The sequence below is a fragment of the Rhizobium leguminosarum bv. viciae genome (genome assembly GCF_012276115.1).
In the GTDB taxonomy this organism is placed as follows: domain Bacteria; phylum Pseudomonadota; class Alphaproteobacteria; order Rhizobiales; family Rhizobiaceae; genus Rhizobium; species Rhizobium leguminosarum_T.
In genome coordinates, this window is record NZ_WIEU01000012.1 from 57,924 (window position 1) to 81,690 (window position 23,767).

20 protein-coding genes, 1 tRNA gene and 2 pseudogenes are annotated in these 23,767 nt (G+C 60.8%); 5 read left to right on the forward strand and 18 right to left on the reverse strand.

The features are described from left to right. Positions 1-101 precede the first annotated feature (101 nt). The 9 genes from tatC to GFM02_RS20820 all read right to left on the reverse strand — a co-directional run bounded on the left by tatC (position 102) and on the right by GFM02_RS20820 (position 11,036). On the reverse strand, positions 102-929 hold the full coding sequence (tatC, locus tag GFM02_RS20780; protein WP_168322626.1) for a twin-arginine translocase subunit TatC: 828 nt from the start codon (positions 927-929) through the stop codon (positions 102-104). Continuing rightward, positions 926-1,537, reverse strand: coding sequence for a Sec-independent protein translocase protein TatB (gene tatB / locus GFM02_RS20785; RefSeq protein WP_168270814.1), 612 nt, complete (start codon positions 1,535-1,537; stop codon positions 926-928). The genes tatC and tatB overlap by 4 nt, the downstream gene beginning before the upstream one ends. A 51-nt stretch (positions 1,538-1,588) precedes the next feature. Next, positions 1,589-1,780 carry a twin-arginine translocase TatA/TatE family subunit gene (locus GFM02_RS20790; protein WP_003538990.1) on the reverse strand — a complete coding sequence of 64 codons (192 nt, stop codon included), beginning with the start codon at positions 1,778-1,780 and terminating at the stop codon, positions 1,589-1,591. Between the two features lie 183 nt (positions 1,781-1,963). Beyond that, on the reverse strand, positions 1,964-2,680 hold the full coding sequence (gene scpB, locus GFM02_RS20795; RefSeq protein WP_168322627.1) for an SMC-Scp complex subunit ScpB: 717 nt from the start codon (positions 2,678-2,680) through the stop codon (positions 1,964-1,966). Then, positions 2,677-3,534 carry a segregation/condensation protein A gene (locus GFM02_RS20800; protein ID WP_168322628.1) on the reverse strand — a complete coding sequence of 286 codons (858 nt, stop codon included), beginning with the start codon at positions 3,532-3,534 and terminating at the stop codon, positions 2,677-2,679. The genes scpB and GFM02_RS20800 overlap by 4 nt, the downstream gene beginning before the upstream one ends. 18 nt (positions 3,535-3,552) lie before the next feature. Continuing rightward, complete coding sequence (gene nagZ, locus GFM02_RS20805) at positions 3,553-4,566, reverse strand: beta-N-acetylhexosaminidase (RefSeq protein ID WP_168322629.1); 1,014 nt, start codon at positions 4,564-4,566, stop codon at positions 3,553-3,555. A 109-nt stretch (positions 4,567-4,675) separates the two neighbouring features. Then, positions 4,676-7,933 carry an SPOR domain-containing protein gene (locus GFM02_RS20810; RefSeq protein ID WP_246792318.1) on the reverse strand — a complete coding sequence of 1,086 codons (3,258 nt, stop codon included), beginning with the start codon at positions 7,931-7,933 and terminating at the stop codon, positions 4,676-4,678. A 62-nt stretch (positions 7,934-7,995) separates the two neighbouring features. Next, on the reverse strand, positions 7,996-9,753 hold the full coding sequence (argS, locus tag GFM02_RS20815; RefSeq protein WP_020049687.1) for an arginine--tRNA ligase: 1,758 nt from the start codon (positions 9,751-9,753) through the stop codon (positions 7,996-7,998). Positions 9,754-9,818: 65 nt separating this feature from the next. Further along, positions 9,819-11,036: a deoxyguanosinetriphosphate triphosphohydrolase gene (locus GFM02_RS20820; RefSeq protein ID WP_168322631.1), complete on the reverse strand. Its 1,218-nt coding sequence runs from the start codon at positions 11,034-11,036 to the stop codon at positions 9,819-9,821. 222 nt (positions 11,037-11,258) lie between these two features. Here GFM02_RS20820 and erpA point away from each other — a divergent pair, with 222 nt between their 5' ends. Next, complete coding sequence (gene erpA, locus GFM02_RS20825; protein ID WP_003558866.1) at positions 11,259-11,591, forward strand: iron-sulfur cluster insertion protein ErpA; 333 nt, start codon at positions 11,259-11,261, stop codon at positions 11,589-11,591. A 122-nt stretch (positions 11,592-11,713) separates the two neighbouring features. After that, entirely contained in the window at positions 11,714-12,505 is a 792-nt protein-coding gene (xth, locus tag GFM02_RS20830) for an exodeoxyribonuclease III (RefSeq protein ID WP_020049685.1), read from the forward strand. Between the two features lie 16 nt (positions 12,506-12,521). Here xth and exoR read toward each other — a convergent pair whose 3' ends face one another. From exoR to GFM02_RS20860, 6 genes are all read right to left on the reverse strand, one after another. Beyond that, positions 12,522-13,319 (reverse strand): exopolysaccharide production regulator ExoR, encoded by a 798-nt coding sequence (gene exoR / locus GFM02_RS20835; RefSeq protein WP_131663877.1) that lies wholly within the window; start codon positions 13,317-13,319, stop codon positions 12,522-12,524. Between the two features lie 19 nt (positions 13,320-13,338). After that, on the reverse strand, positions 13,339-13,809 hold the full coding sequence (locus tag GFM02_RS20840) for a hypothetical protein (RefSeq protein ID WP_168322632.1): 471 nt from the start codon (positions 13,807-13,809) through the stop codon (positions 13,339-13,341). Between the two features lie 229 nt (positions 13,810-14,038). Beyond that, positions 14,039-15,319, reverse strand: coding sequence for an OmpP1/FadL family transporter (locus GFM02_RS20845; RefSeq protein ID WP_168322633.1), 1,281 nt, complete (start codon positions 15,317-15,319; stop codon positions 14,039-14,041). Positions 15,320-15,716: 397 nt separating this feature from the next. Next, complete coding sequence (locus GFM02_RS20850) at positions 15,717-18,560, reverse strand: valine--tRNA ligase (RefSeq protein ID WP_168322634.1); 2,844 nt, start codon at positions 18,558-18,560, stop codon at positions 15,717-15,719. Positions 18,561-18,675: 115 nt separating this feature from the next. Then, positions 18,676-19,545, reverse strand: a complete 870-nt coding sequence (locus GFM02_RS20855) for a PopZ family protein (RefSeq protein ID WP_168322635.1) — start codon at positions 19,543-19,545, stop codon at positions 18,676-18,678. Positions 19,546-19,877: 332 nt separating this feature from the next. After that, positions 19,878-20,543 carry a protein-L-isoaspartate O-methyltransferase family protein gene (locus GFM02_RS20860; RefSeq protein WP_205930405.1) on the reverse strand — a complete coding sequence of 222 codons (666 nt, stop codon included), beginning with the start codon at positions 20,541-20,543 and terminating at the stop codon, positions 19,878-19,880. Positions 20,544-20,750: 207 nt separating this feature from the next. Between GFM02_RS20860 and GFM02_RS20865 the strand changes: the two genes are divergently transcribed. Both GFM02_RS20865 and GFM02_RS35605 read left to right on the forward strand, forming a co-directional pair. Continuing rightward, complete coding sequence (locus GFM02_RS20865; RefSeq protein ID WP_168322637.1) at positions 20,751-20,891, forward strand: hypothetical protein; 141 nt, start codon at positions 20,751-20,753, stop codon at positions 20,889-20,891. A 203-nt stretch (positions 20,892-21,094) separates the two neighbouring features. Beyond that, positions 21,095-21,289: pseudogene (locus GFM02_RS35605) on the forward strand (hypothetical protein); the annotation flags it as partial. Between the two features lie 71 nt (positions 21,290-21,360). Here the strand turns inward: GFM02_RS35605 and GFM02_RS20875 are convergent. Beyond that, positions 21,361-21,434, reverse strand: a tRNA-Cys gene (locus tag GFM02_RS20875). 305 nt (positions 21,435-21,739) lie between these two features. On the opposite strand from GFM02_RS20875, the gene GFM02_RS35195 reads away from it, so the two are divergent. After that, positions 21,740-22,057: a hypothetical protein gene (locus GFM02_RS35195; RefSeq protein ID WP_246792320.1), complete on the forward strand. Its 318-nt coding sequence runs from the start codon at positions 21,740-21,742 to the stop codon at positions 22,055-22,057. Here GFM02_RS35195 and GFM02_RS20880 read toward each other — a convergent pair. Next, a pseudogene (locus GFM02_RS20880) lies at positions 22,044-22,827 on the reverse strand (non-homologous end-joining DNA ligase). The gene GFM02_RS35195 and the pseudogene GFM02_RS20880 overlap by 14 nt on opposite strands. Further along, positions 22,749-23,060, reverse strand: coding sequence for a putative metallopeptidase (locus GFM02_RS35200; RefSeq protein WP_306667931.1), 312 nt, complete (start codon positions 23,058-23,060; stop codon positions 22,749-22,751). The pseudogene GFM02_RS20880 and the gene GFM02_RS35200 overlap by 79 nt, the downstream one beginning before the upstream one ends. Between the last annotated feature and the right edge of the window lie 707 nt (positions 23,061-23,767).

Consider the following 23,767-nt stretch of genomic DNA (forward strand, 5'->3'; position numbering starts at 1 on the left):
CGTCGTTCCAGGTCGTTGCAACAGAAATGACCCGGCCAAAGCCTGATCGGGCCTCGACCGGATGTGAAACGGCGTTCACAAAGGGGGATTGGGATCGCCGCTCAGACGCTGTCCGTCTTGGCAACGTCCGCGGATCCGGTGTCCTTTTCGACCGCCTGCCGGGCACGCTGGCGCTCCACGAGTCGCGCCGCATAGATGGAAATCTCGTAGAGAAGGATCGTCGGTATCGCAAGGCCGATCTGGGACATCGGGTCCGGCGGCGTCAGCACGGCGGCGACGACGAAGGCAAGGACGATGGCAAACTTGCGCTTTTCGGCGAGCCATTGCGACGTCAGAAGACCGACACGGGCGAGCAGCGTGGTGATGACAGGCAGCTGGAAGACGAGGCCGAAGGAGAAGACCAGCGTCATGATCAGGCTCAGATATTCCGAGACCTTCGGCATCAGCGAGATCGCTATCTCGTCATGACCCGGCGCCTGCTGCATCGACAGGAAGAACCACATGACCATCGGTGTGAAGAAGAAATAGACGAGCGCGCCGCCCATCAGGAACAGGACCGGCGAGGCGATCAGGAACGGCAGGAAAGCCTGACGCTCGTTCTTGTAGAGGCCGGGCGCCACGAACTTGTAGACCTGGGCGGCGATGATCGGGAAAGCGACCACAAGGCCGCCGAACATCGCGACCTTGACCTGGGTGAAGAAGAATTCCTGCGGCGCGGTGTAGATGAGCTGGGCCTTCTCGACGTCGAGATTAGCCCATTGGACCGCTGTCTTGTATGGGATGACCAGATAATTGAAGAGATCCTTGGCAAAAAAGAAGCATGCGATGAAGGCGACGAAAAACGCGCCGATCGACCACATCAGCCGCGTGCGCAGCTCCATCAGGTGCTCGATCAACGGCTGCGGCTTGTCTTCGATATCACCGCTCATGCGTCGTCCTTCTTTGTCTGCGCAGGCTTCTTCGGCGTTGCAGGCTTCCTGACTGCCGTCGTGCGTTTCGGTTTTTCCACAGGCACGGCAACGGCGGACGCAGCATCGACCTTGTCGGCAGGCTTGACGCGCGGCTTGCGCACGGCCTTCGGCTTGGCGGCAACCGTATCGGCTTGCACAATCGCTGCGGCGACCGGTTCCGACGGCGCAGGTGTCGCCACCAACGGCGGCGTTTCCGGCAGGCTCATCGACGGCGTCGGGGCTGCGACAGCATCGGGCGGCACCTCGGTCTTGTTCTCCGTGACCGTTGTCGATTTCTGCAGGTCGGCCTTGATCTCGTTGCCCATCTGCCGGAGCGGGTTCATCGCCTCGCGCAGGCTGTTGACCGGGTTGAGCTTCTGGGCGTCGCTGATCGTCTGGCGGACATCGTCAAGCTCGGCTTCGCGCAACGCCTCATCGAACTGCGCACGGAAATCACCCGCCACCTTGCGGGCACGCTGCGTCATCTTGCCGAAAGCGCGCAGCATCGGCGGCAAATCCTTGGGACCGACGACCACGATCAGTACGACCGCGATGACCAAAAGCTCGGTCCAGCCAATATCGAACATGCAAGGCTCCTGGACGGGAAGCGCGGGGGCTGCGCTTTTTCCCGGACTTGGTTACTTCGTTTCGTCGGCCTTGTGATCGACGGTCTTTGCCGTATCCGGCGCGTCTTCGTCCGTCATGCCCTTCTTGAAGCTCTTGATGCCCTTGGCAACGTCGCCCATCAGTTCCGGGATCTTGCCGCGACCGAACAACAACAGCACGATGACCAGAACGATCAGCCAGTGCCACATGCTAAAAGAACCCATTACGCTAACTCCCTGTTTCTATGTTCCCACGATGTAAGGATTTCCCACACCGTTTCCAACACCAAGCCCTTTGGATTGAGCTTAATGTCACGGTATCGCCCTTTGTGACAAGCCGTTGACCCATCGAAAAGTGGTGGCCACCATTGTTTTCGCCATGCATGGCAAAAGCAAGACGCAGGCCCCTCAATCTTCGGAGGTGCCACGTGGCGCCAGCAACCCCAGTTCCTCGAGGTCCATCTGGGTGATCGGGTCTTCGTCCTCAGTCAGTTCGTCGTTCATCAACGGCGAGGGAATGTTGAAGTTCGCCGGAATGCGGCCCGACAGCAAGCCCGCTCCCTTCAACTCTTCGAGACCGGGCAGGTCACGCAGCTCTTCGAGACCGAAATGATCGAGGAAATCGCGTGTCGTGCCCAATGTCACCGGCCGGCCCGGCGTGCGCCGGCGGCCACGAAACCGAACCCAGCCAGCTTCCATCAGCACGTCAAGCGTGCCGCGCGAGGTCTGGACGCCGCGGATATCCTCGATTTCGGCGCGCGTCACCGGCTGGTGATAGGCGATGATCGCCAGCACCTCCAGTGCTGCGCGCGAAAGCTTCTTCACCTCATTGTCATCACGGCGGATGACGAAGGACAGGTCGGCGGCGGTGCGGAAGGCCCAGGCGCCTTCGACCTGCACGAGATTGACGCCGCGCGGCGCATATTGCTCCTTCAGGCGGAGCATGACCGCGTGCACGTCGGTCTTCTCAGGCAGGCGCTCGGCGAGGAAGCCTTCGGAGACCGGTTGCGAGGAGGCGAAGACCAGCGCCTCGGCGATGCGCTCGGCCTCGATCTCGGCCTGCAGCTCGCGGCTCCTGTCTTCGAAATTGCCTTCGAAATCCTCTTCGCCCTTCAGATCGATCAAGCCGGCCGCTCCTGTTCGACCACCTGCAGCGTGGCATGTTTCGGACCGCGGCGCATGTATATCGGCTGAAAGGCGCCGTCCTGGCGGATTTCGAGCTTGCCCTCGCGCACCAGCTCCAACGAGGCGGCAAAGGCGCTGGCGATTGCCGTGACGCGCTCTTCGGGCGCTGCGAGATAACGCAGCAGATAATGTTCCATCGCTGTCCAGTCGGCGACCTCGCCGATCATCTGGGTCAGCAGCTCACGGGCATCTGTCAGCGACCAGACGGTGCGCCGCTCGATCGTCACCTGGGTGACGGCATGGCGCTGGCGCAGCGCCGCATAGGCGGTCAGGAGATCATAAAGGCTCGCCGCATAAGCGGATTGCTGGCGATCGGGAATATGCTCGGGCGCGCCGCGCACGAAGATATCGCGGCCGAGGCGATTGCGGTTGACGAGGCCGTCTGCCGCCTGGCGCATGGCTTCGAGGCGTTTCAGGCGGAAGGCGAGCGTTGCCGCCAGTTCCTCGCCGGAAGGGCCGTCATCCTTGACCTGCTGGGGAATGAGCAGCTTCGATTTGAGATAGGCAAGCCAGGCCGCCATGACGAGGTAATCCGCGGCAAGCTCGATGCGGATACGCCGGGCGCTTTCGATGAACAACAGATATTGCTCGGCGAGCGCCAGCACCGAAATGCGCGACAGGTCGACCTTCTGGTTGCGGGCGAGATAGAGCAACAGGTCGAGCGGGCCTTCGAAGCCGGCGACGTCGATCACCAGCGCCGGCTCGTGGCTGGCGCGCTCGGCACCGTTATCCTGCCACAGCTTGTCCATCGGCGTTGCCGCCTGCGGACCTTCCGTGCCCTTGACCGTGTTCACCTAGCTGCTCCCTTACGATCAGACCGTCGCAAACATCGCCTCGAATTCCGCCCTCAATTCCGCTTCATCGGCGGTATCCGGCGCCGCGAAGCCCGCTTCCACCGCTTTTGCGCGGGCAAGCGATATGCCGGCGAGCGGCGGAACATTTGCCACAACCTCCCGCATCTCGTCCATATTGCCATTGCAATGCAGCACGATATCGCATCCGCCTGCAATGATATTCGCCGCGCGTTCACCGATCGTGCCGGAAAGAGCGTTCATCGAGCTGTCGTCGGAGAGCAGCAGACCGTTAAAGCCGATGTGCTCGCGGATGATGCCGTCGATCACCTTGCGCGAGGTCGTCGCCGGATTGTCCGGGTCGATGGCAGCGAAAACGACGTGGCAGGTCATGGCCATCAACTCGTCCTTCATCGCGACAAAGGGCGGGAAATCATGGAGCTCCAGCTCATCGCGCGGGACGGTGACGACAGGCAGTTCCAGATGTGAATCGGCAAAGCCGCGACCGTGGCCGGGCATATGCTTCATGACAGGCAACAGGCCACCGGCCTTCAGCCCCTCGGCAGCCGCCCGGCCCATCGCGATGACGGTCTGCGGCTCGCCGCCATAGGCGCGGTCGCCGATGACGTTGCTGCTGCCCGCGACCGGCACATCGAGCACCGGCAGGCAATCGACATCGATGCCGAGGCTCGAAAGATCGAACGCGTGCAGCCGCGACATCAGCCAGGCGGCGCGCAGGCCGAGTGCTGGGTCGCGGCGATAGAGATCGCCGAGCGCCTGGCCGGAAGGATAACGCGTGAGAATGGGAGGGCGAATGCGCTGGACGCGGCCGCCCTCCTGGTCGATCAGCACCGGCGCATGCCAGCCGACGCTGTCGCGCAGTTCGGCGACGAGATCGGCGATCTGCCGTGCTTCGGAGATGTTGCGCCCGAAGAGGATGAAGCCCCAGGGTCGTTCGCTCCGGTAAAAGGCTTTCTCTTCGGATGTGAGGGCAAGGCCGCTACAGCCAAGGATCATCGCTTTTGATTCGGTCATGCAAGAATCATAGACGGCGCCCGGCCAAATGCGAGCAAGGTCGGGCTCGATGCACAAAAAAGAGCGGCGGGCCGATCCGGCCCGCCGCTCTTATATTCAAGACGTGATCTTACCTGGAGATCAGGCAGCTTCCACCCGCCGCGCGATACTGTTCGCAGAGTGCTGCGGCCTCATCCTTGGAACCGGCCGGTATGCGGACACGGTAGAAAGTGCCCTTGCCGGCGATATCGGCCCTGCGGATCTCGTGGCTGCGGCCGCCAAGCACGCCGGCGAATTTCTTCGACAGGTTGGCATAGGATTTGGTCGCCTCGTCTTCCGAAGGCAGCGAGGCGATCTGGATGCCGTAGCCGCCGGGGGATGCGGCCTGTTGCGGCTTTGCAGCGACTGGTGCTGCGGCCGCGACCTCGGTCGTCTTCGGCTGCTGTGCGGTCGGGCGGACATTGCCCTTCTCGGTGACAGTGCCGACGACGTTGACGGGCTGGTCGGCCGGACGCGCTGTCGGAATGGGAGCGGTATCGGCAATCCCCGAGGTCTTGACAGGGCGCACCGGCGAAGCGACCGGAGCCGGGTTTGCGGCCTGCGCGTCGGCACTGCCGGCGAGCGGCGGCTGTACCGGCGCGGTTTCGACAGGGGCTGCAGAACGCGCATCGGCGGAAGCAACCTCGGCGCTTGCCGGGAAGCTTGCGGCCGTTCCACCGACGGGAGGTACAGGCGGGGTCGATTGCGCGGACGGGGTCGACGGAGCCGTCAACGCCGGCTGAGCAGGCGGCATCGGCTGGGCAGACGGCGTCGCCTGGGCAGACTGTGTCGCCCGGGCAGACGGCGTCGCCTGGGCAGACGGCGTCGGCTCGTCGACGGGCGCCGGTTCCTCGCGGGCGACCAACGTACCGTCAGGCTTGACGATCATCGTGCGGACCTTGCGCGGCGAAACGGATGGCGTCTTGTCAGTGTTGGTCGCCGAAGCGTTGTCGGCGTTGTCCTGGGTTGGCAGCAGACGCGGATCTTCCGTCTCACCGACCGCAGTCGGCGTGACCTGATCGTCGACGCTGGCGTTCTCGTCGTCCTCGGGCAGCGCTTCCGGTGTCAGCGTGCGCTGGACCACATCGACGGGCGCCTCATCGGAAGAAACGAGCGCCTTCTGCTTCGGCTCTTCGGCAGAACCCGCAACGCGGTCGTAGACGGCCTTATCCTGGTTCGGCACGGTCTTGCCGCCAGGATTTTCCGGAACGACCTTGACCGGTTCCTTGTCGGCGGTGATCACGCGCGGCTCGCCGATTGCTACAATGCCGAGCCCCTCGCCGTTCCAGACGGAGGAATAGACGCCATAACCGACGCCGGCAAAGACCACGAGCACGACGGCCCCGGCAAGCAGCTGGCGCATCGATCGGGCGCGGCTGAAATCAGCGGCGTGGCTTGCCGATTCGATACGGACCTCCGAGGTCTCGCGGCGCTCGACCGGCTCGCGCACGCTGCGGCGGAAATCTTCCTCCAGCGCCCGTTCGAAATCATCGAGGCCATCGGCGATGGTGGGCTTCACCGGCTGTGCAGCGGCGGCGGCCGTATCCCGGACCGGCGTCGGCGTCTGCCGCGGTTTGGCCGGTTCAAAGAAGCTGGCGATCTCGGCGTCGAGATCGAAATCGAAATCCGCAGATTTCGCGACCGGCGCGGGCTGCTCGACCGGCGGCAGCGCCGGCACGTGCATGTCGTCGACGGCCTCGGGGCGATCCTCCGGATCGGAGATCATCGCCGGATCGAATGGCAGATCTTCGGTCGATTCGGAGACAGGCGTCCAGTTGAAAGCCGGAGCCGGAGCCGGAGCTTGAGCTCGAGCCTGCGGCTCGGGAACGAAGGCCGGAGCGGACCGTGCAGGAGCGGCAGCAGCCTGCTCAAAAGCAGGAGCCGGCCGCTCAGGAGCAAAAACCGGAGCTGGGCGAGGAGCGACGGCAGCGGCCTGCTGGGGAGCAGGGGCTGGCGGCTCAGGCTGCGGTGCGGGCTCGGACGGCTCGGAGAAATCGAGATCGGTCAGTTCCAGCTCGATGCCGGCAAGATCCAGCTCGAAATCATGGCCGGCGAAGGGGTCGTCGGCTTCCGGTGCCGGCTGCGGCGTCGGCGAATATGCCGCTGCGGCAGGCTGAGGCGTACCGACCTCGGCAAGCTGCGGCGCGATCGGTCTTGCGGCTTCGGCCGCATAGACCGGAGCCGGCTCGACCGGAGCAGACCGGACGGTTGCTGCGGCGAGCGGTGCGGGCGCGATCACCTCGGACTGAACAGGTGCGGCGGCCACGGGAGCGGCCGCTGCCTCGATCGATGCGGGTTGCGGCGAGACGGGCGCCGGATTGGCACGTTGCGGGACCGGATAACGCGAGACGTCGGCGAGCAGATCGTCGAGATCGAATGTGCCGGCGGTGTGCGGAACATCAGGCACGACCTCGGTCAGCGCGGCATCGGCCTGGATCTCGCCTTCGACGGCGGCGGCGATGAGATCGAAACCGGCGTCGGACCCGAAATCCTCCAGCTCTTCCTCTACTTCGACGAATTCTTCGGCCTCGGCGGTCTCTTCCGGCGCGATCACCTCATCATGGCGATCGAGTTCGGCGGGAAAGCCAAGTGACGGAGAAGCGGATTCGAATTCTTCGGAAGGTTCGACAGCGGAGACAAGCGCCGACGGCTCGATGACAGGTTGAGGCTCGATCACAGGAAGATCGGCGGATGGCGCTTCAGCAACCGGTGCGGCGACCGTTTCGGCCACAGGCTCCGGCAAAACAACCGGTTCTTCGCGCCTCGGGGCATGGAAATTGGCAAGCGGCAGCCTGATGCTGGCAGCCGACCATTGCGGCGCCTTGGTGGGCTGCACCAGCGAAGAGACCGGTGCTGCGCCGATCGACAGTTCAAGCTCCTCGATCAGGTCGCGCGCCCCGCCGAAGGCCGATTGCACCGACGCGTCGGGCTCGGGAGAAAGCTGCTCCGCCCAGTCGGCGACAGATGCGTCCCCATTTCCTGCGGCGGGCAAAGCTTCGTCGGCCTCAACGGCAGCGACGGAAACCGGCTCAGGAGCCTCCGCATGTTCGGCAGCGGAAGAAACATCGAGAACGGGCTCGACGTAATCTTCAGGCGTGAGGTCATCAGAGATCGGTTCGGCGGGCCGGTCGAGCTCTGCAAGCGGACGTGGCGAATCGTAGCGGTCGAACTCGCGCCCAAGCTCGTCCTCGAGATCGAGGGCAGGCTCGCGGCGTGCGGTCTCCGTCACCGTATTCGCTGCAACACGCGGCTCGAAGCCGACGATACGGGCCAGTTCAGCCAACGGATCATCGTCGGCAAACAGATCGTTTTTTCCGCGCGTATCATACGCAAGTTGTTTATCAGCCATGCCTATTCCCACTCGCAAACGCCAACGCTCAAATGCCAGCGCATTGTGGGGAAATGGTGACGTTATCGCATTTCGTCCGGTGCGGCAGTGCCTGTAATGGCAAGTCCCGACTTCAAAACCGACGCGACGGCGTACACCAGCCCAAGTCTGGCAATACTTGATTCTCGGTTTTTATCATTAACAAATCGTAATTCCGGCTGATCTTTACCTTTGTTCCAGTGCGCGTGGAAGGAACTGGCGAGGTCGTAGAGGTAAAAAGCGATACGATGCGGCTCCTGCGACTGGGCCGCCGCCTCGACGATACGCGGGAATTCAGCAAGCTTGGCGACAAGCTGCAATTCGGCCGGATCGCCAATGCCTGCAACGGTTTTCGCCAGTTTCTCGTGGGAGACGTCGAGGTCGGGAAAAGCCTCCCTCGCCTGCCGGAAGACCGACATGCAGCGAGCATGCGCATACTGCACATAAAAAACAGGATTATCTTTCGACTGTTCGGTCACTTTGGCGAAATCGAAGTCGAGCGGCTCGGAATTCTTGCGGTAAAGCATCATAAACCGGACCGAATCACGGCCGACTTCTTCGACGACGTCCCGAAGCGTGACGAAATCGCCCGAGCGTTTCGACATCTTCACCGGCTCGCCGTTGCGATAGAGCTTGACGAGCTGGCAGAGCAGTACCGTCAGCTTCGCCTTACCATCCGAAACACCGCGTGCAACCGCTTCCAGGCGCTTGACGTAGCCGCCGTGGTCGGCGCCGAGCACATAGATCATCTCATCGAAACCGCGGTCGAACTTGTTCTTGAAGTAAGCGACGTCGGCGGCGAAATAGGTGTAGGAACCGTCCGACTTGATCAGCGGCCGGTCGATATCGTCACCCACCTCGGTCGAACGGAACAATGTCTGTTCGCGATCTTCCCAGTCCTCGGGAAGCTGGCCCTTCGGTGGCGGCAGCGTGCCCTTGTAGACATAGCCCTTGAAGGTCAGGTCGTTGATCGCCGTGCGGATCGCAGCTGCAACATTGGCATGCAGGGTGCGTTCGGAGAAGAAGACGTCGTGATGGACGTTCAGAGCTGCCAGATCCTCACGGATCATCACCATCATCGCATCGATGGTGCGATCCTTGACGATCGGCATCCATTGGTCTTCCGGCATGTTGTGCAGCCGCACGCCGTAATCGGCGGCGAGCGACTGGCCGACGGGCACGAGATAGTCGCCGGGATAGAGACCCGAGGGGATTTCGCCGATCTTTTCGCCGAGCGCTTCGCGATAGCGCAGGAAGACGGAACGGGCGAGCACGTCAATCTGCGAGCCGGCATCGTTGATGTAATATTCCTTCTCGACGCCGTAACCGGCAAAAGCGAGCAGGTTGGCGAGCGCGTCGCCGACGACGGCACCCCGGCAATGGCCGACATGCATAGGGCCGGTCGGATTGGCCGAGACATATTCGACATTGACCTTCTTGCCCTCGCCGAGCGTCGAGCGGCCGTAATCGGTGCCGTCGCCGATCATCGAGGCGAGCAACCGCTGCCAGTAACCGACGGCGAGACGGATGTTGATGAAGCCGGGACCCGCGACCGAGACATCGGCGACGTCGGCATCCTCCTTGAGCTTGGCGATGATGACGTCGGCCAGCGCGCGCGGATTGGTTCCGAGCGGTTTTGCCAGCACCATTGCGGCATTGGTCGCGACATCGCCATGGCTCGCGTCACGCGGCGGCTCGACGGTGATGCGGCCGAAATCGAGCTCGGATCGCTTTTCCCTGACCAGATCGATCTGTTCAAGGGCGGTTTTGATCCTGGCTTCGAAGTCGGTAAAAAGGTTCATCGCACTCTTCCATGCATAGGCTGTGCCAAAGGCTCAAATCGGCCCTCGGCGTGGGCGACCGCTGCCTATCGCAAATCCGGAGTGTGGTCAAACAACCGCCTGTGGGCGCTGATCGCATATGTGTCGGTCATGCCGGCGAGATAATCGCCGACATGGCGGGCCTTCGGCGCATCGGACAGGCCGGCGATATGATCGACCCAGTAATGGCTTTGCATCTCCTTGGGGTTGGCCATGTAGGCGGCAAAGAGATCGGTGACGATCTGGGCGGCACCGGCGCGGATGCGCATGATATCGGGATTGCGGTAGATGCGCTTGAAGAGCATCGCCTTGATCTGCCTGTCAGTCTCGGCCATTCCCTTGGAAAAGGTGGCGATAACCTGGTCGGCAGCGCGGATGTCGGCCGCATTCTCAGGGCGGAGCAGCGACAGGCGCTGCTGCGCCACGCCGATCACGTCTTCGACCATGCGGGTAATCTGGCGGCGCATGATCTCATGGGTGAAGCGGCTCGGCTCCAGATGCGGATATCGCGCCCTCACCTCGGCCATCAGCCCGGCAAGAAACGGGATTTCCTCCAGCATGTCGAAAGTCAGGTAACCGGAGCGCAGGCCGTCGTCGATATCGTGGGTATTATAGGCGATGTCGTCGGCAATCGCCGCGACCTGGGCCTCGAGGCTGGCATAGGTTGCAAGCTCGAGATCGTGCAGCTCGCAATAATCAAGGATCGGCTGCGGAACCGGACCGCGGGTACCGACACCATCAGCCGTCAGAAGCGGGCCATTGTGCTTGACGAGACCTTCGAGGCTTTCCCAGGTCAGGTTGATGCCGTCAAATTCGGCATAACGCCTCTCCAGTTTGGTCACGATGCGCAGCGATTGGGCATTGTGATCGAAGCCGCCATAGGGCAGCAGCACCTCGTGCAGCGCGTCCTCGCCGGTATGACCGAACGGCGTATGGCCGAAATCGTGCACGAGCGCCACGCCTTCGGCCAGATCCTCGTCGAGCATCAGGGCGCGGGCAAGTGCGCGGGCGATCTGGGCCACCTCGATCGTATGCGTCAGCCGGGTGCGGTAATGATCGCCGTCCTGGGCGATGAAGACCTGGGTCTTGTGCTTCAGCCGGCGGAAGGCGGTGGTGTGGACGATGCGGTCGCGGTCGCGCTGGAAATCGGAGCGCGTCGGGCTTCCGTCCTCCTGATAGAGCCGCCCGCGCGTCGTCCAGGGGTCGGCCGCATAGACCGCCCTATCGCTGCTGCCGAAACCCAAAGCGCGCGTATCGATCGTCATTCTTCACCGTCATCCTGCATGTTGCCGCATCTGCCCATTGACGCCGCCTAACGCTCTTCATACCTATAGCCCGATGAAACGGCAAAGAGGCGCTTTCCTAATCGCTTCAGCGCATCATCGCCTTTTCGCGAATATCATGGTAAGTTTCTTTGATATCAGGCATTTGAACATTCAAGTGTCAAAACCCATTCTCTCCGGAACTTGACCCCGGCAGGAGGAAACATGACGAATACGAGTGTAACCCTTTCAGATGCTGCGGCAAAGCGTATCGCTGCGATCGTCGGCGCCGAAGCCGGCAAGAGCGCTTTGCGCGTTTCCGTCGAAGGCGGCGGCTGTTCGGGCTTTTCCTACAAGTTCGATCTTGCCGACAGCGCTGACGACGACGACATCATCGTCGAAAAGAACGATGCCAAGGTGCTGATCGACAGCCTTTCCCTCGTCTATATGGCGGGCTCGGAAATCGACTTCGTCGACAATCTGCTTGGCCAATCCTTCCAGATCAAGAACCCGAATGCGGTGGCAAGCTGCGGTTGCGGCACCAGTTTCTCGATCTGAACGTCTAAACGCACATACTTCCCATCAAACCGGCCGAAGAATTCCTTCCGGCCGGTTTATCGTCTTGTCCGGCGGCGAAAGACCGCGATAAAAGAAGCGCACGAAGCGAACAGGGCGAAGAGATGAAGATCGCGACTTGGAACATCAACGGCGTCAAGGCGCGTATCGACAATCTCACGCAATGGCTGAAGGATTCCGATCCGGATATCGTCTGCCTGCAGGAGATCAAGACGGTTGACGAGGGTTTTCCGCGGCTGGAGATCGAGGCGCTCGGCTATCACGTCGAGACACACGGCCAGAAGGGCTTCAACGGCGTGGCGATCCTTTCCAAGAGTTCACCTTTCGAAGTGAACCGCGGCCTGCCCGGCGATCCGCTGGACGAACAGGCGCGTTTCCTCGAAGCGGCGTTCACGCTGTCCGACACGCGCATCCTACGCGTCTGCTGCATCTACCTGCCGAACGGCAATCCCGTCGAAACGGAGAAATATCCCTACAAGCTCGCCTGGATGGAGCGCCTACGGACGTTCGCCGCCGAACGGCTGGCCTATGAGGAAATGCTGGTCCTTGCCGGCGATTACAACGTCATCCCGGAACCGCACGACTGCTTCGATCCCAAGGTCTGGGAAAACGACGCGCTTTTTCTGCCGCAGACGCGGGAGGCTTTCCGCCGGCTTGAAAATCTCGGGCTGACGGATGCGGTGCGCGCCACGACGGACGCGACGCAGTTCTATTCCTTCTGGGATTATCAGGCCGGCGCCTGGCCGAAGAACAACGGCATCCGCATCGACCATCTGCTGCTGTCGCCGGAAGCTGCCGACCGGATGACGTCGGCTGCGATCGAAAAACACGTGCGGGCCTGGGAAAAACCGTCCGACCACGTGCCTGTCATCGCCTATTTCGATTTCGCGGGCTGAGGCCTTCCGCCCAGCCTCAGTCGTCGGAACCGCTCGCGATCGTGTGCGACAGCGATACCGCTGTGCGGCGGTCGGACTCGTTTGCAACCGAGAAGGCCTGCTCCTGCAGCGCTTCCATCCAGCCGCAATCCTTGGGCTTGCAGCGGTCGAGTGCTGCCGTCATCAGCGCCAGACCACGGGCCGTCTGGCCTTCATCGAAAAGAATATTGCCGAAGACCGCCATGGCGCCGGGATGGCCGCTCTTGCGGGCCTGGTTCAGCCATTTCTTCGCCTGCTGCGGGCTGGACTTGCCGCCCTCGCCGGCCAGCATCATCTGCGCCAGCTGGAACTGCGCCTCGGGCACGCCAAAGGTGGAAGCCACCTGAAAATAAAGCTGGCGCGCCTGGCTGAGGTCGGTCCTGACCGGACTGCCGGCGATGCCGTGCTTGTAATAGTTGGCGAGCGAGAGCAGCGCGTTGACGAAGAAGCCGGTATCTTCCGAGCCGGGTTCGACGCCCTGCTGGGCGATCTCGCTGTAGATCTTGAAGGCTTCGAAATCATCCTGCGTGACACCGTCGCCATCGGCATACATGTTGGCGAGCGCCCAGCGCGAGCCGGTATGCCCTTTTTCGGCGGCGTATTTATAGGCTTCGACCGCCTCTTCCTTCTGGCCGTTCTTATAGGCCTTGAAGCCGAACTTGAAGAGATCGAAGGGTCCGGATTCCTTGCTGACGCCACCTTTGATGTCGAATGCGCGGCACGGACCGGACAGCGCCAGCGCTATAGACATGCCCACCAGCATGAATTTGAACAGTTTGAACTCGGACGTCACCATTTCAACCGATTTCTTTCGTTCATCCCAGGCAGGCGGCAACGGCGCTCATGCCGTGCATCCCGCGGATGTATTTCTTCGAGGCGAGCGATCCCGCGGCGAGCTCCATGGCTCCTTTACCCGCGTCGCATTCAGCCCACTGGCCTTTTCTCAAAGGCGATATTCTCAGCCCATCCTTCAGAACCACCCGGCTCCCGGCATGGCTCGACTGCAATCTCTGTGGCTCTCTTTCGGCCGGTGCGGCATCCGCCTTCCCGCCTTTATCGCATTCGTAAACGGCAAATGTGACGAAAGCGGTATCGACATTTCCGGCAAAGCCGGGCTGCTCAGCTGAGCGGGTCGAAAATAACCACAATGCATGAACCGACGACCTCATCGCGAGGCCGGATCGGCGGCCGGAACGGCCTTGTTCGGAAAGCGAAACGACCGCAATCAAACGATTATCGCCAATCGCGCCGTACGACCTGATGTTAGCGGAAAAAAATCGACCCATACTACTATTTACACGCACCGTATGCCTGCCATTCCTCACCCGCAAATATCGCTGCGCCCTCTTTGTGGCGGGAAATGGACAAATTCGCGCCACCACGACCATACGCCAAACGTCGTAAAAATGTGTTGCTGAATCGTCACAAAACGGGACGGGGAAATGGCATGATTAACGGACGCGAATAAAGAAGAGCCCAGCACTGCCGGGCTCCTTAATTCTTCAGATCAGTGAATTAGAACTTGACCTTTAGGCTCGTCGACAGCGCGGCGACCAGATCGTTGCCAAAAGAATAGGAGACATCATCTCCAAACGTGACGCCGTTCTTGGTCACGACGCCGGACGAACCGCTCGTCAACACGCCCACGGCACCGGCGACGCGCCATTCGATATGTTCGGTCGGCGTGAAGGCTGCACCGAGCCCCAGCGTCCAGCTATCGGTCTGCGCGCCATAGCCCTGGCTGGTGCCGCGGTCCCAGGTGAGGCTGACTGCACCTGCCCACTGTTCGTTGAACTTGTGGCCGACACCACCGGAGATCGTCCAACCGTCCTGGTAAAGAAGATCGAGCGAGGTCAGCTCCGTCGCACCGCCGGAGGTGCAGGCGATTAAGCCTTTGGTCGACTTTGGGCAGAAAGGCACGGACTGCAGGACACTCCAGTTCGTCCACTTTACCGATCCGAATGCGAGCCAATCCGGAGCGATACCGCTTTGCAACTTAAGCTCAAGCGAATCCGGCGCTTCGGCAGAGCCGAAGACGTCGGTAACCCTTCCATAAGGAGCGCCATTTAGCGGTGCGAATGGTGCAGTCACCTGCGTCAGATCCACCGTACCGGTCAGATTGTCATATTTTACGCGGCTGTTATAGACGAGGCTCGCTCGCATTGCATATTCCGGAATCTCGTAGGCGAGACCGGCGCGCCAGCCCCAGCCACTATCTTCGAGATCGAGGCGGCCGACGCCGTTGCCGGTACCGACCAGAAGCGGAACCGTTGAAACCAGACGCTCCTTGAAGCCTTCGACTTCCTGATAGAAAGCGCCGCCGATGAAGCGAAGCTGCCCAGGGCCGACATCAAAGCGATAGGAACAGGTGCCGCCATAGTTGCGGGTTTTGATCTCTGTCTCAATGTTATTGTTGGCGCCGGCCCAGTTGAGACCGGGGTCGGTATGCCCGCCGAAGGGCTCCGAATAGTCGACCAGGCAGTCGATTGCATCGCCAAAACCAGCCTTAAAGCCAATATAGGGGATGGTGTAATTTGAGGTATCGTCAGCGGTGTTTGGACGGCTGTTCAGATTGCCACCGCCTGGAGATGTCGACGTGTCCGTGTCACGGACGTCCTTCAGTTTGCGCTGCGGCGTGACGTAGGTGACGCCCGATTGAAACGAGAAAGGCGACGTATCGAACAGCTGATCGATATTGTATCCGCCGCGCTCCAGACCGCCGGCGAAGGACGGTGATGCAAGCGACGAAAGAAGAACGAGCGATGTTATGCCCTTGGAAAACCTACGAGATGCCATTGTGTCTCCCCCACTCCAGCAATTGATGTGACCCCACTCTAGTAAGTGTTCGCGTGACATGGCAACGCGCGCCACGGCAGCGTTCCCAGGCATTGCAGCGGCTAACTTACGTAAAGAGATTGACGGACACGTCAAAAAACCTGGTTAATAAAATTTTATTCCAGACTTATCGAATTTCAGCTGGTCTTTTGGGTTTTCATTCCAACATTGTAGAAGCTGTATCAATCCGACAACAGTGGCGGTTTTCGCCCACTGGATGCCTGTTCAACCACAATCCACAGGCTCCGCGCCTGGAACCAGCCGTTTTCAGGGCCGAATCGCATGCGCCCAGAACGACAAAAAGACGCGCCGGCAGAGGCGCGTCTTTGAAATAACTTACCAAATGGGCCGGTGAAACTTACCCGGCTTCGCTCACCCTGGAAAGAGCGATCCTCAAGCTCGCAATCTGACCTTTCAGTTCCTCGAGGCGATCGCGCTCGGCATCGACGACTTCGGGATTGGCGTTGGCGACGAACTTCTCGTTGGAGAGCTTGCCGTCGATGCGGGAGATCTCGCTCTCCATCTTGGCAATCGCTTTTTCCAGACGAGCCTTTTCGGCGGAAAGGTCGATCAGATTGCCGAGCGGCAGGCAGATGGTGGCCTCGGCGATGACGATCTGAGCGGCACCCTTGGGCGCATCGTCAGCCAGCGATATCGCCTCGACGCGCGCAAGGCGCTTGATGGCGGCGTCGTGGCGGAACAGCCGTTCACGCGTCAGGTTGTTGGCCTTGACGACGACAAGCGGAGCTGTCGCCGATGGCGGCACATTCATTTCAGCGCGCACCGAGCGGATGCCGGAAACGAGGTCGATCAGCCAGTTGATTTCGTCGGCGGCCCCGTCATCGGCATAGGACGGCGCCGGCCATTCGGCGTGGCAGACCAATGTGTCGCGCTCTTTGCCTTCGCCTGCGGTATGGGCCCAAAGCTCTTCGGTCATGAAGGGCATGAAGGGATGCAGCAGCTTGTAGATCTCTTCGAGAATATAGGCGCTGCAGGCCTGGGCTTCCGCCTTGGCGCCCTCGTCCTCACCATTGAAGACCGGCTTCAACAGTTCGAGATACCAGTCGCAGACCTCGTTCCAGACGAAGCGGTAGAGCGCGCCGGCGGCATCGTTGAAGCGGAAGGCTTCGAGTGCTTCCGTAACGTCACGTTCCGTACGGGCAAGTTCCGTCAGGATCCAGCGATTGATGGTGAGCTCGGCGGCTTCGGGCACGAAATGCGGGTCGCTTTTTGCGCCGTTCATTTCGCCGAAGCGCGTGGCGTTCCAGAGCTTGGTGCCAAAATTGCGGTAGCCGGCGATGCGGGCCGGATCGAGCTTCACGTCGCGGCCCTGCGCCGCCATGATCGCCAGGGTAAACCGCAGCGCGTCGGCACCGTATTCGTCGATCAGTTCGAGGGGATCGATGACGTTGCCCTTCGATTTCGACATCTTCTGCCCATTCTTGTCGCGCACCAGCGCGTGGACATAGACGGTCTGGAAGGGCTCGACGGGTTCGCCGTCCTCATCCTTCATGAAGTGCAGGCCCATCATCATCATGCGGGCAACCCAGAAGAAGATGATATCGAAGCCGGTGACGAGAACGTTGGTTGGGTAATAACGCGCCAGTTCGGGCGTCTCGTCCGGCCAGCCGAGCGTCGAGAAAGGCCAGAGCGCTGAGGAGAACCACGTGTCGAGCACGTCCTCGTCACGCGTCAGGATCTCGCCCGGCTTGAAGTTTTCAAGCAGGTCCTCGACATAGGCCTTCATCGGCCCCTCGTGCGAAAGGTAATGCTGGATCGCCGCCTGCAGCGCCTCTTCCTCGGTCTTTTCGACGAAGACCTGGCCGTCCGGGCCGTACCAGGCGGGGATCTGATGACCCCACCAGAGCTGACGGGAGACACACCAAGGCTGGATGTTTTCCATCCATTCGTAATAGGTCTTGTCCCAGCTCTTCGGCACCATCCTGGTGCGACCTTCGCGGACCGATGCGATCGCCGGTTCGGCGAGCGTTTTTGCATCGACATACCATTGTTCGGTCAGCCGCGGTTCGATCGGCACGCCGCCGCGGTCGCCGTGCGGGACCATGTGCTTGTGCGGCTCGATCTTGTCGACGAGGCCCGCCTCTTCGAAAATCTCGACGATCACCTTGCGCGCATAGAAGCGGTCCTGCCCTTCCAGGCGGTCCCAGGCGCCGTGCAGCGCCGCCGGATTGTCGAGACCTTCAAGAAAGTCCTCATTGTCCTTGATGGTGATCGTGCCGTCGCCGTTCATGATATTGACGACGCGAAGACCTGCGCGCTTGCCGACGTCGAAGTCGTTGAAATCGTGCGCGGGCGTTATCTTCACCGCGCCGGTGCCGGCAGCCGGATCGGCATAATCGTCAGCAACGATCGGAATTCTGCGGCCGACGATCGGCAGAATGACATGCTTGCCGACAATGCCCTGATAGCGTTCGTCCTTCGGATTGACGGCAACACCGGTATCGCCCAGCATGGTCTCCGGTCGTGTCGTTGCGACGACCACATAATCGCGCGTCTCGAATTCGGTCGGCTTGCCTTCCTCATCGAATGCAATCGGGTATTGGTAGGTTACGCCCTTTTCCAGCGGATAGCGCAGGTGCCAGAGATTGCCCTTGACCTCGTGCTGCTCGACTTCGATATCTGAAATCGCCGTCAGCAGCTTCGGATCCCAATTGACCAGGCGCTTGTCCTTGTAGATCAGGCCTTCCTTGTAGAGGGTGACGAAAACCTCGAGAACCGCCTTCGACAGGCCTTCGTCCATGGTGAAACGTTCACGCGACCAGTCGCATGACGCACCAAGGCGCTTCAGCTGGTTGAAGATCAGGCCACCCGATTCCGCCTTCCACTCCCAAATCTTGTCGATGAAGGCTTCGCGGCCCATGTCGCGGCGGCCCGGCAGCTGCTGTTCCATCAGCTTGCGCTCGACGACCATCTGCGTGGCGATGCCGGCGTGGTCCATGCCCGGCTGCCAGAGCACGTCCTTGCCACGCATGCGCTCGAAGCGCACCAGGATGTCCTGCAGCGTGTTGTTCAGCGCGTGGCCCATGTGCAGCGAACCCGTGACATTCGGCGGCGGGATCACGATGGTGAAGGTCTCGGCTCCGGGCCTGGCGTTCGCGCCGGCGCGGAAAGCGTCCGCCTCATCCCATATCGCGGCGATTTTCGGTTCGACGGCAGCGGAATCATAGGTCTTGTCGAGCATTTTCTGACCAATTTCGAGGTTCGAGGGTGGCGTTTGTAAATAGGATGGTCACGGCCAAGTCAATAAAAAAGCCGCCCCGGAGACCGGAGCGGCTTTTCAGGAAAAAGCAATCCGATCAGCGGCGCGGGCCGCGTGCCACGCGCTCGATTTCTTCGCGCACCAATCGCTCGACCAGTGTCGGCAGATTATCATCGAGCCACTCACGCAGCATCGGGCGCAGCATGTCTTCTGCGATCTCGTCCAGCGAGCGGCGCTCGGCACCGTCGATCGCAGCGGCGAGCTCCTCGAAGGAGCGGCTGATCTGCAGGCCGGCATCCTCCGAAAGCAGCGTCGGCTGGACCTCATCTATAACACTCGGCAGGAAACGCTCGGTCGACGACTGAGCAGGATCCATGGCCGGCAGCGCTGTTTCGACGGCAGGCGCAGGCTCGGCGACGGCAACCCTTTGCGTTTCCGTAAACGCCGGCTCGGCCGGCTGCTGGATCGCAACATGCTGAATGGGCGCTGCGGCATCCGGGAAAACAGGCTGTGCCGGCTGCGGCTGCGGTGCCGCGGCGCGCGGCGGTTCCGGCGTTACAGCCGGCTGCGGTTCGGGCTGACGGAAGCCGCTCGGAATTTCGCGCAGAGCCTGACCGGCCTGCACGGCGCTGCGCTCGGAGGCGGCGCGCACGCGGGCGGCGACATCGGCAAGCGACAGAGCGCGGGCCGGAACTTCTGCTTCGGGGGCGGAGCCGGCCGAATTGGCGGCGACGAAACGCGGATCGGAGGAGCGCATGACCGGTTCGGGGAATTCCACGCCGGCATAGGTATCGTCGACCGTCAGGTGAATTTCGGAGCCGTTATCATCCTCGTCGGCACCGTAGACCGGCGGCAGGGATGCGGAAATCGCCTTGCCGGCGCCGGGCTCATTGCTTTCGATGATCTGGCGGATGGACGCCAGAATTTCTTCCATGGACGGTTCACGCGCTACACTTGGCTGAGCCATATCTATCCCCGTTATTCCAAAACAACGACCGGATGGTGTGGAGCGTTCATCCGAATCACCGCGACCTTAGAATACCCCAGACGTGAAAAAAATCATCGCGAATCAAATGAATGCGGCCATGCACAGTTTTGTTACCTGATGTTTGCCACCCGCAAAGCCTGTCGCGATTTTGCGGCGGAACATCCTATGAAACAGCAGTTGAAGCGCATCAAATCCATCCGGTCCGGCGTCGCGACGTCAGGGTAGATGATGTTTGTGAAGGCTTTCCAGCGGCGTTGACAAAAACGGCGCCAATGGCGCCCGGTCGCTGAATGTCATCGACAAGAACGATGTCAGAAAACGAATTCGCGCGCCTTGGCGAAGCCCGGCAGCGGCTTGACCGAGGCGTTGAAAAAGACGTTTTCCGAAATGGCGCCGCGCTCGGCGACGAAGACCTTGGCGCGGGCGGCATTGCCGTAACCTTCGACCGTGATCAGACGGCCACCATCGCGCAATTGACCGAGAAGGGCCGCCGGGACCTCTTCGACTGCGCCGTTGATGAAGATCAGATCATAGGGAGCGCCGGCAGCGTAACCCTGTTCCAGCGGGCCGGTCACCACCTCGACCTTGGCGTAGCCGGCAAGCTGCGCCTTCGCTTCAGTGGCCAGCGTCTCGTCGCATTCGAGCGCGATGACGGAGCCGGCAATGATCGACAAGAGCGCCGAGGTATAACCCGTACCGCAGCCAACCTCGAGCACGAAGTCGTCTTTGGTGACCGCTGCCAACTGCAGCAGCTTGGCAAGCGGCGACGCTTCCATCAGGAAGCGGGCGGGCTTTCCCGGAGCGGCTGCGGAGATCTCGACGTCATTGTCGATATAAGCCAGCAGCTTCGCCTTCTCCGGCACGAAAGCCTCACGCGGCACCGTGAGAAACGCCGTCAGCACGGAATGCGAGGTAACGTCCGTCGTGCGAACCTGGGTATCGACCATCTTTGCGCGCGCTGCTTCGAAATCCATCATGTCCTCTGGCTCTTGAAAAGCGGTTCCTGTCCCTCGTCTCTTAATCCCCGCCACGGATGCTTTCAAGGCTTGGCAGGCGCCGACGAAAAGAATCCGGCAGGCGCCTCTTCCGCGCCACAGGGGCAGGATGGACGCTGCAACTCAAGCGTGGAATCTTATGCCCCTTCATGTTATGATCTGCAGTGGAGGAAATAGGAGGAGCAGGCTATGTCTGCGATTTTCGCGTATTTCACGCTGTTCGATTTGTTGATCGCCGCAGCGCTGATCGGCATATTCTGCTGCGGGCTGCTGGACGGCGAAACGACCTGGAGGCGGGCGCCGAAGCGCACTCGGAGATATCCCGCATGACGTCTGCGGCAATCCCATGTCGGCGGACGCAATTTTAAGATGCGCTCCCTTCCCATGAAATAGCGGGGCGTCCGCAAGCGGTGCGCATTTTGCCAACAGCGGCGCGCACGTCCAGCCCTTGCTAGCCGCATGCGCATTAACGTTACGTCAACCATTTTGTTGCGGCGCCCTCACCACTATGGGTGTGCGCATGCAAACCATTTCGCAGCTTCACCGGCATTTCGCCGCAGGGTATGCGGCGGCGGCTTGGCGCCGGCCCCGGAATCGATGACGGGCCTGAATTGAGCGATCTGGAATATCAGGCTGAAATTCGCAAGGGCGGCCTGAAGGCGCTCTACCGCCTCACGGGAATCAATCCGTCACAATTCGATTTTTCGCCCGGCCAGCGGGTCTGGTAGCATCGAAAATGCCGATGCTGCATCGCTGATGCCTGCAGCATTTCGCACAGATTCTGTCATGTGGAAGATGTTGGAGGCCTCGCCCGGAATTGAACCGGGGTACAAGGATTTGCAGTCCTCTGCGTCACCACTCCGCCACGAGGCCTCACCTGTGACCGACATCGAAAAATATCGTGTGGTGGCCGCGATTTAGACCAGGTCTAGAATGAGCGCAAGACTTTTCATTCTGAATGCGGTCCTTTTTTATTCTGAATAGCCGTTTGCTGAACGTTCCGGAACCGCCCTGCCCGATCTCGTAAACTGCCGCGTTGTCGGACGCGGCAGCGGGCCTTTGCCGGTCGACTGTTGAACAACCGAACGCTTGGTAACCATTGTCACAAAAGTCCAGAAATAGTGCTTGCGTAATTACTCGCGTGAGCTGTAGCTAATTACTTAGGGTGGGGAACATTCATGAACATAATAAATCACGCGGGCATGGCCCCGGCGGCTGCTTTAGCGTCGCCGGACGAGGAAGTTATTCAGCTTCTGTATATGACAGCGAAGGAAGCTGATCTCTGCTGTCTCATGACTGACGGGGAATGGGAAGATTACGACAAAACCGTTGTAAATCGCGCATGCGATCTCGGTCTCGTCAGTATTCATAGCCCTGGTGGCGGGTGGAGTTACGTGACCGGCTGGCGGCTTACAGAACTCGGCAAGCGGACAGTCGGGATCCCGGTAAAGTCTGGCATCCTATCCCGTCTACTGGCCTTCCTCATCCAGCCTTGAGCGCTAAGTCGACTGCGTAAACGGCCGCGGTATCCTGCTCCTCCCGCAGCCCCTTATAAGACACGTGCCGGAGCTTCCCGTCATGCGTCCAGGCTCGATATTCGATCTCAGCAACAAGCTCCGGGCGGACGAAGACGGCATTTCGCTTCCTTCCTGTGTCGATGGCGGGCTTGGCGATGATCAGCTTGTCCATCTGCTCCCGCAGATCAGCGGCGGATCGTTCGTTAAACCCGGTCCCCACTCCCCCAACATAGACGAGTTCATCTCCCTTGCGCGCGGCGAGCAGAAGGCGCCCGATGCCTCCGAACGATGCCGTTGACTTCTCATAGCCGACAATCGCGAAGCCGTCGCTCTGGATGCACTTGATCTTCAGCCATTCGCCGCCGCGACCGCTGCGATAGGTGCTATTCCGGTCTTTCGCGATGATCCCTTCGAGCCCATGCTCGCAGGCGATACGCAACAGCACGTCACCATCAGCCTCGATCTCCTCGGATAGCCGGATGGCTTCTTCGCCGCCGGCGGGTACCAAGCCCTCGAGGAGATGGCGCCGGGCGCCAAGCTCGGTTCCGGTAAGGTCGCGGCCGTCAAAATAAAGCAGGTCGAATGCCATCAGGACCGCCTCGCGCGACATCCCTCTTTACCGCCGCGGCTGCCAAGCGACTGCTGACGGCCAGGCGATAGGCGTCCCACTTCACCTCGAAGGCCCACTGCGACCCTTTGGGCGGCTTCGGCTTGAGGAGAGCGAGACAGGGATCGATGCGATCCGGCATTGACCGATGATCCGGCGGCCTGCCCTGCCATTGGGGACGTTTGTCCAGAGGACGCCGATCGATGCGAAGCGGAGATGAGCGTGATCCTCGTTTACGAGGTCAGCCGCCTCATCGATGAAGGATGACCGCGCCCATTCGAGAAGATCAGGCGCCGGCTCGAACCGGATGCTGGTGTCATCGATCATGTCTTCGGGGGGCATCGGCCGCTGCTGAATAGCCGGTCCACCACGCATCTTTTTATTTCCGCTTTGATTAAATTCAATTTTCTGTGGAACCTATGCATCCACCTCTCGCCCCCGGCTCACCTTATCGGATGTGCCGGATCACTCCGCCTTGTCGAAGGTCAGTCGGTAGACGCCGCCGATCTCGAACTGCTCGATGGCTTCCGGGTTAATCACGGTCATCGAAAGTTCGCCTTGGGGCGCTCTCACAAGGTGGTTGCGCTGGCGACCGCGGGCGGTATTGCATCTACCTCGGTCCTAAAAGCTGCATGAGCCGTCGCCCTTGGCCTGGAAGCCGTCCGTGCAGCCGAGGTTCAAAGGCTCGTTCATCGAGCGCGCCCCCGGCCCTCCGGGGCTACATGACGAAATGATAGCGGCGAGCAAGAGGAAAGCGATAGCTGCGATTGTCTTGTGCGCGCGGATCATGGGACTTCTCCAAATTGAGACCGGAAAGAGCCTGACCGGCGAAACCTTCCGACTCCAACTAAATCGGTGTTTGTTCCATGGTCGGACCTGCTGAAACAGCTAAGCGGCGTAAGCATCTCTGTCCCCAATAGGCAATGTTATCAAAGCGACGCGCAAAAAGGTCTAGGGACAGCCAAGGACATCATGAACCTGTACTCGCCTTTTGGAAAGAGGAGAGGCAGGAATACATGTTCTGAAGACTTCTTCTTGTTGTGAAGGTTGTGGAGGCTTGCAGACCTCCGCCTCTCGCTCGC

Coding starts and splice junctions, on each gene's coding strand:
- tatC (WP_168322626.1), bottom strand. CDS start 929: ATGAGCGGTGATATCGAAGACAAGCCGCAGCCGTTGATCGAGCACCTG.
- tatB (WP_168270814.1), bottom strand. CDS start 1,537: ATGTTCGATATTGGCTGGACCGAGCTTTTGGTCATCGCGGTCGTACTG.
- GFM02_RS20790 (WP_003538990.1), bottom strand. CDS start 1,780: ATGGGTTCTTTTAGCATGTGGCACTGGCTGATCGTTCTGGTCATCGTG.
- nagZ (WP_168322629.1), bottom strand. CDS start 4,566: ATGACCGAATCAAAAGCGATGATCCTTGGCTGTAGCGGCCTTGCCCTC.
- GFM02_RS20810 (WP_246792318.1), bottom strand. CDS start 7,933: ATGGCTGATAAACAACTTGCGTATGATACGCGCGGAAAAAACGATCTG.
- argS (WP_020049687.1), bottom strand. CDS start 9,753: ATGAACCTTTTTACCGACTTCGAAGCCAGGATCAAAACCGCCCTTGAA.
- GFM02_RS20820 (WP_168322631.1), bottom strand. CDS start 11,036: ATGACGATCGATACGCGCGCTTTGGGTTTCGGCAGCAGCGATAGGGCG.
- erpA (WP_003558866.1), top strand. CDS start 11,259: ATGACGAATACGAGTGTAACCCTTTCAGATGCTGCGGCAAAGCGTATC.
- xth (WP_020049685.1), top strand. CDS start 11,714: ATGAAGATCGCGACTTGGAACATCAACGGCGTCAAGGCGCGTATCGAC.
- exoR (WP_131663877.1), bottom strand. CDS start 13,319: ATGGTGACGTCCGAGTTCAAACTGTTCAAATTCATGCTGGTGGGCATG.
- GFM02_RS20840 (WP_168322632.1), bottom strand. CDS start 13,809: ATGGGTCGATTTTTTTCCGCTAACATCAGGTCGTACGGCGCGATTGGC.
- GFM02_RS20845 (WP_168322633.1), bottom strand. CDS start 15,319: ATGGCATCTCGTAGGTTTTCCAAGGGCATAACATCGCTCGTTCTTCTT.
- GFM02_RS20850 (WP_168322634.1), bottom strand. CDS start 18,560: ATGCTCGACAAGACCTATGATTCCGCTGCCGTCGAACCGAAAATCGCC.
- GFM02_RS20855 (WP_168322635.1), bottom strand. CDS start 19,545: ATGGCTCAGCCAAGTGTAGCGCGTGAACCGTCCATGGAAGAAATTCTG.
- GFM02_RS20860 (WP_205930405.1), bottom strand. CDS start 20,543: ATGATGGATTTCGAAGCAGCGCGCGCAAAGATGGTCGATACCCAGGTT.
- GFM02_RS20865 (WP_168322637.1), top strand. CDS start 20,751: ATGTCTGCGATTTTCGCGTATTTCACGCTGTTCGATTTGTTGATCGCC.
- GFM02_RS35195 (WP_246792320.1), top strand. CDS start 21,740: ATGAACATAATAAATCACGCGGGCATGGCCCCGGCGGCTGCTTTAGCG.
- GFM02_RS35200 (WP_306667931.1), bottom strand. CDS start 23,060: ATGCGTGGTGGACCGGCTATTCAGCAGCGGCCGATGCCCCCCGAAGAC.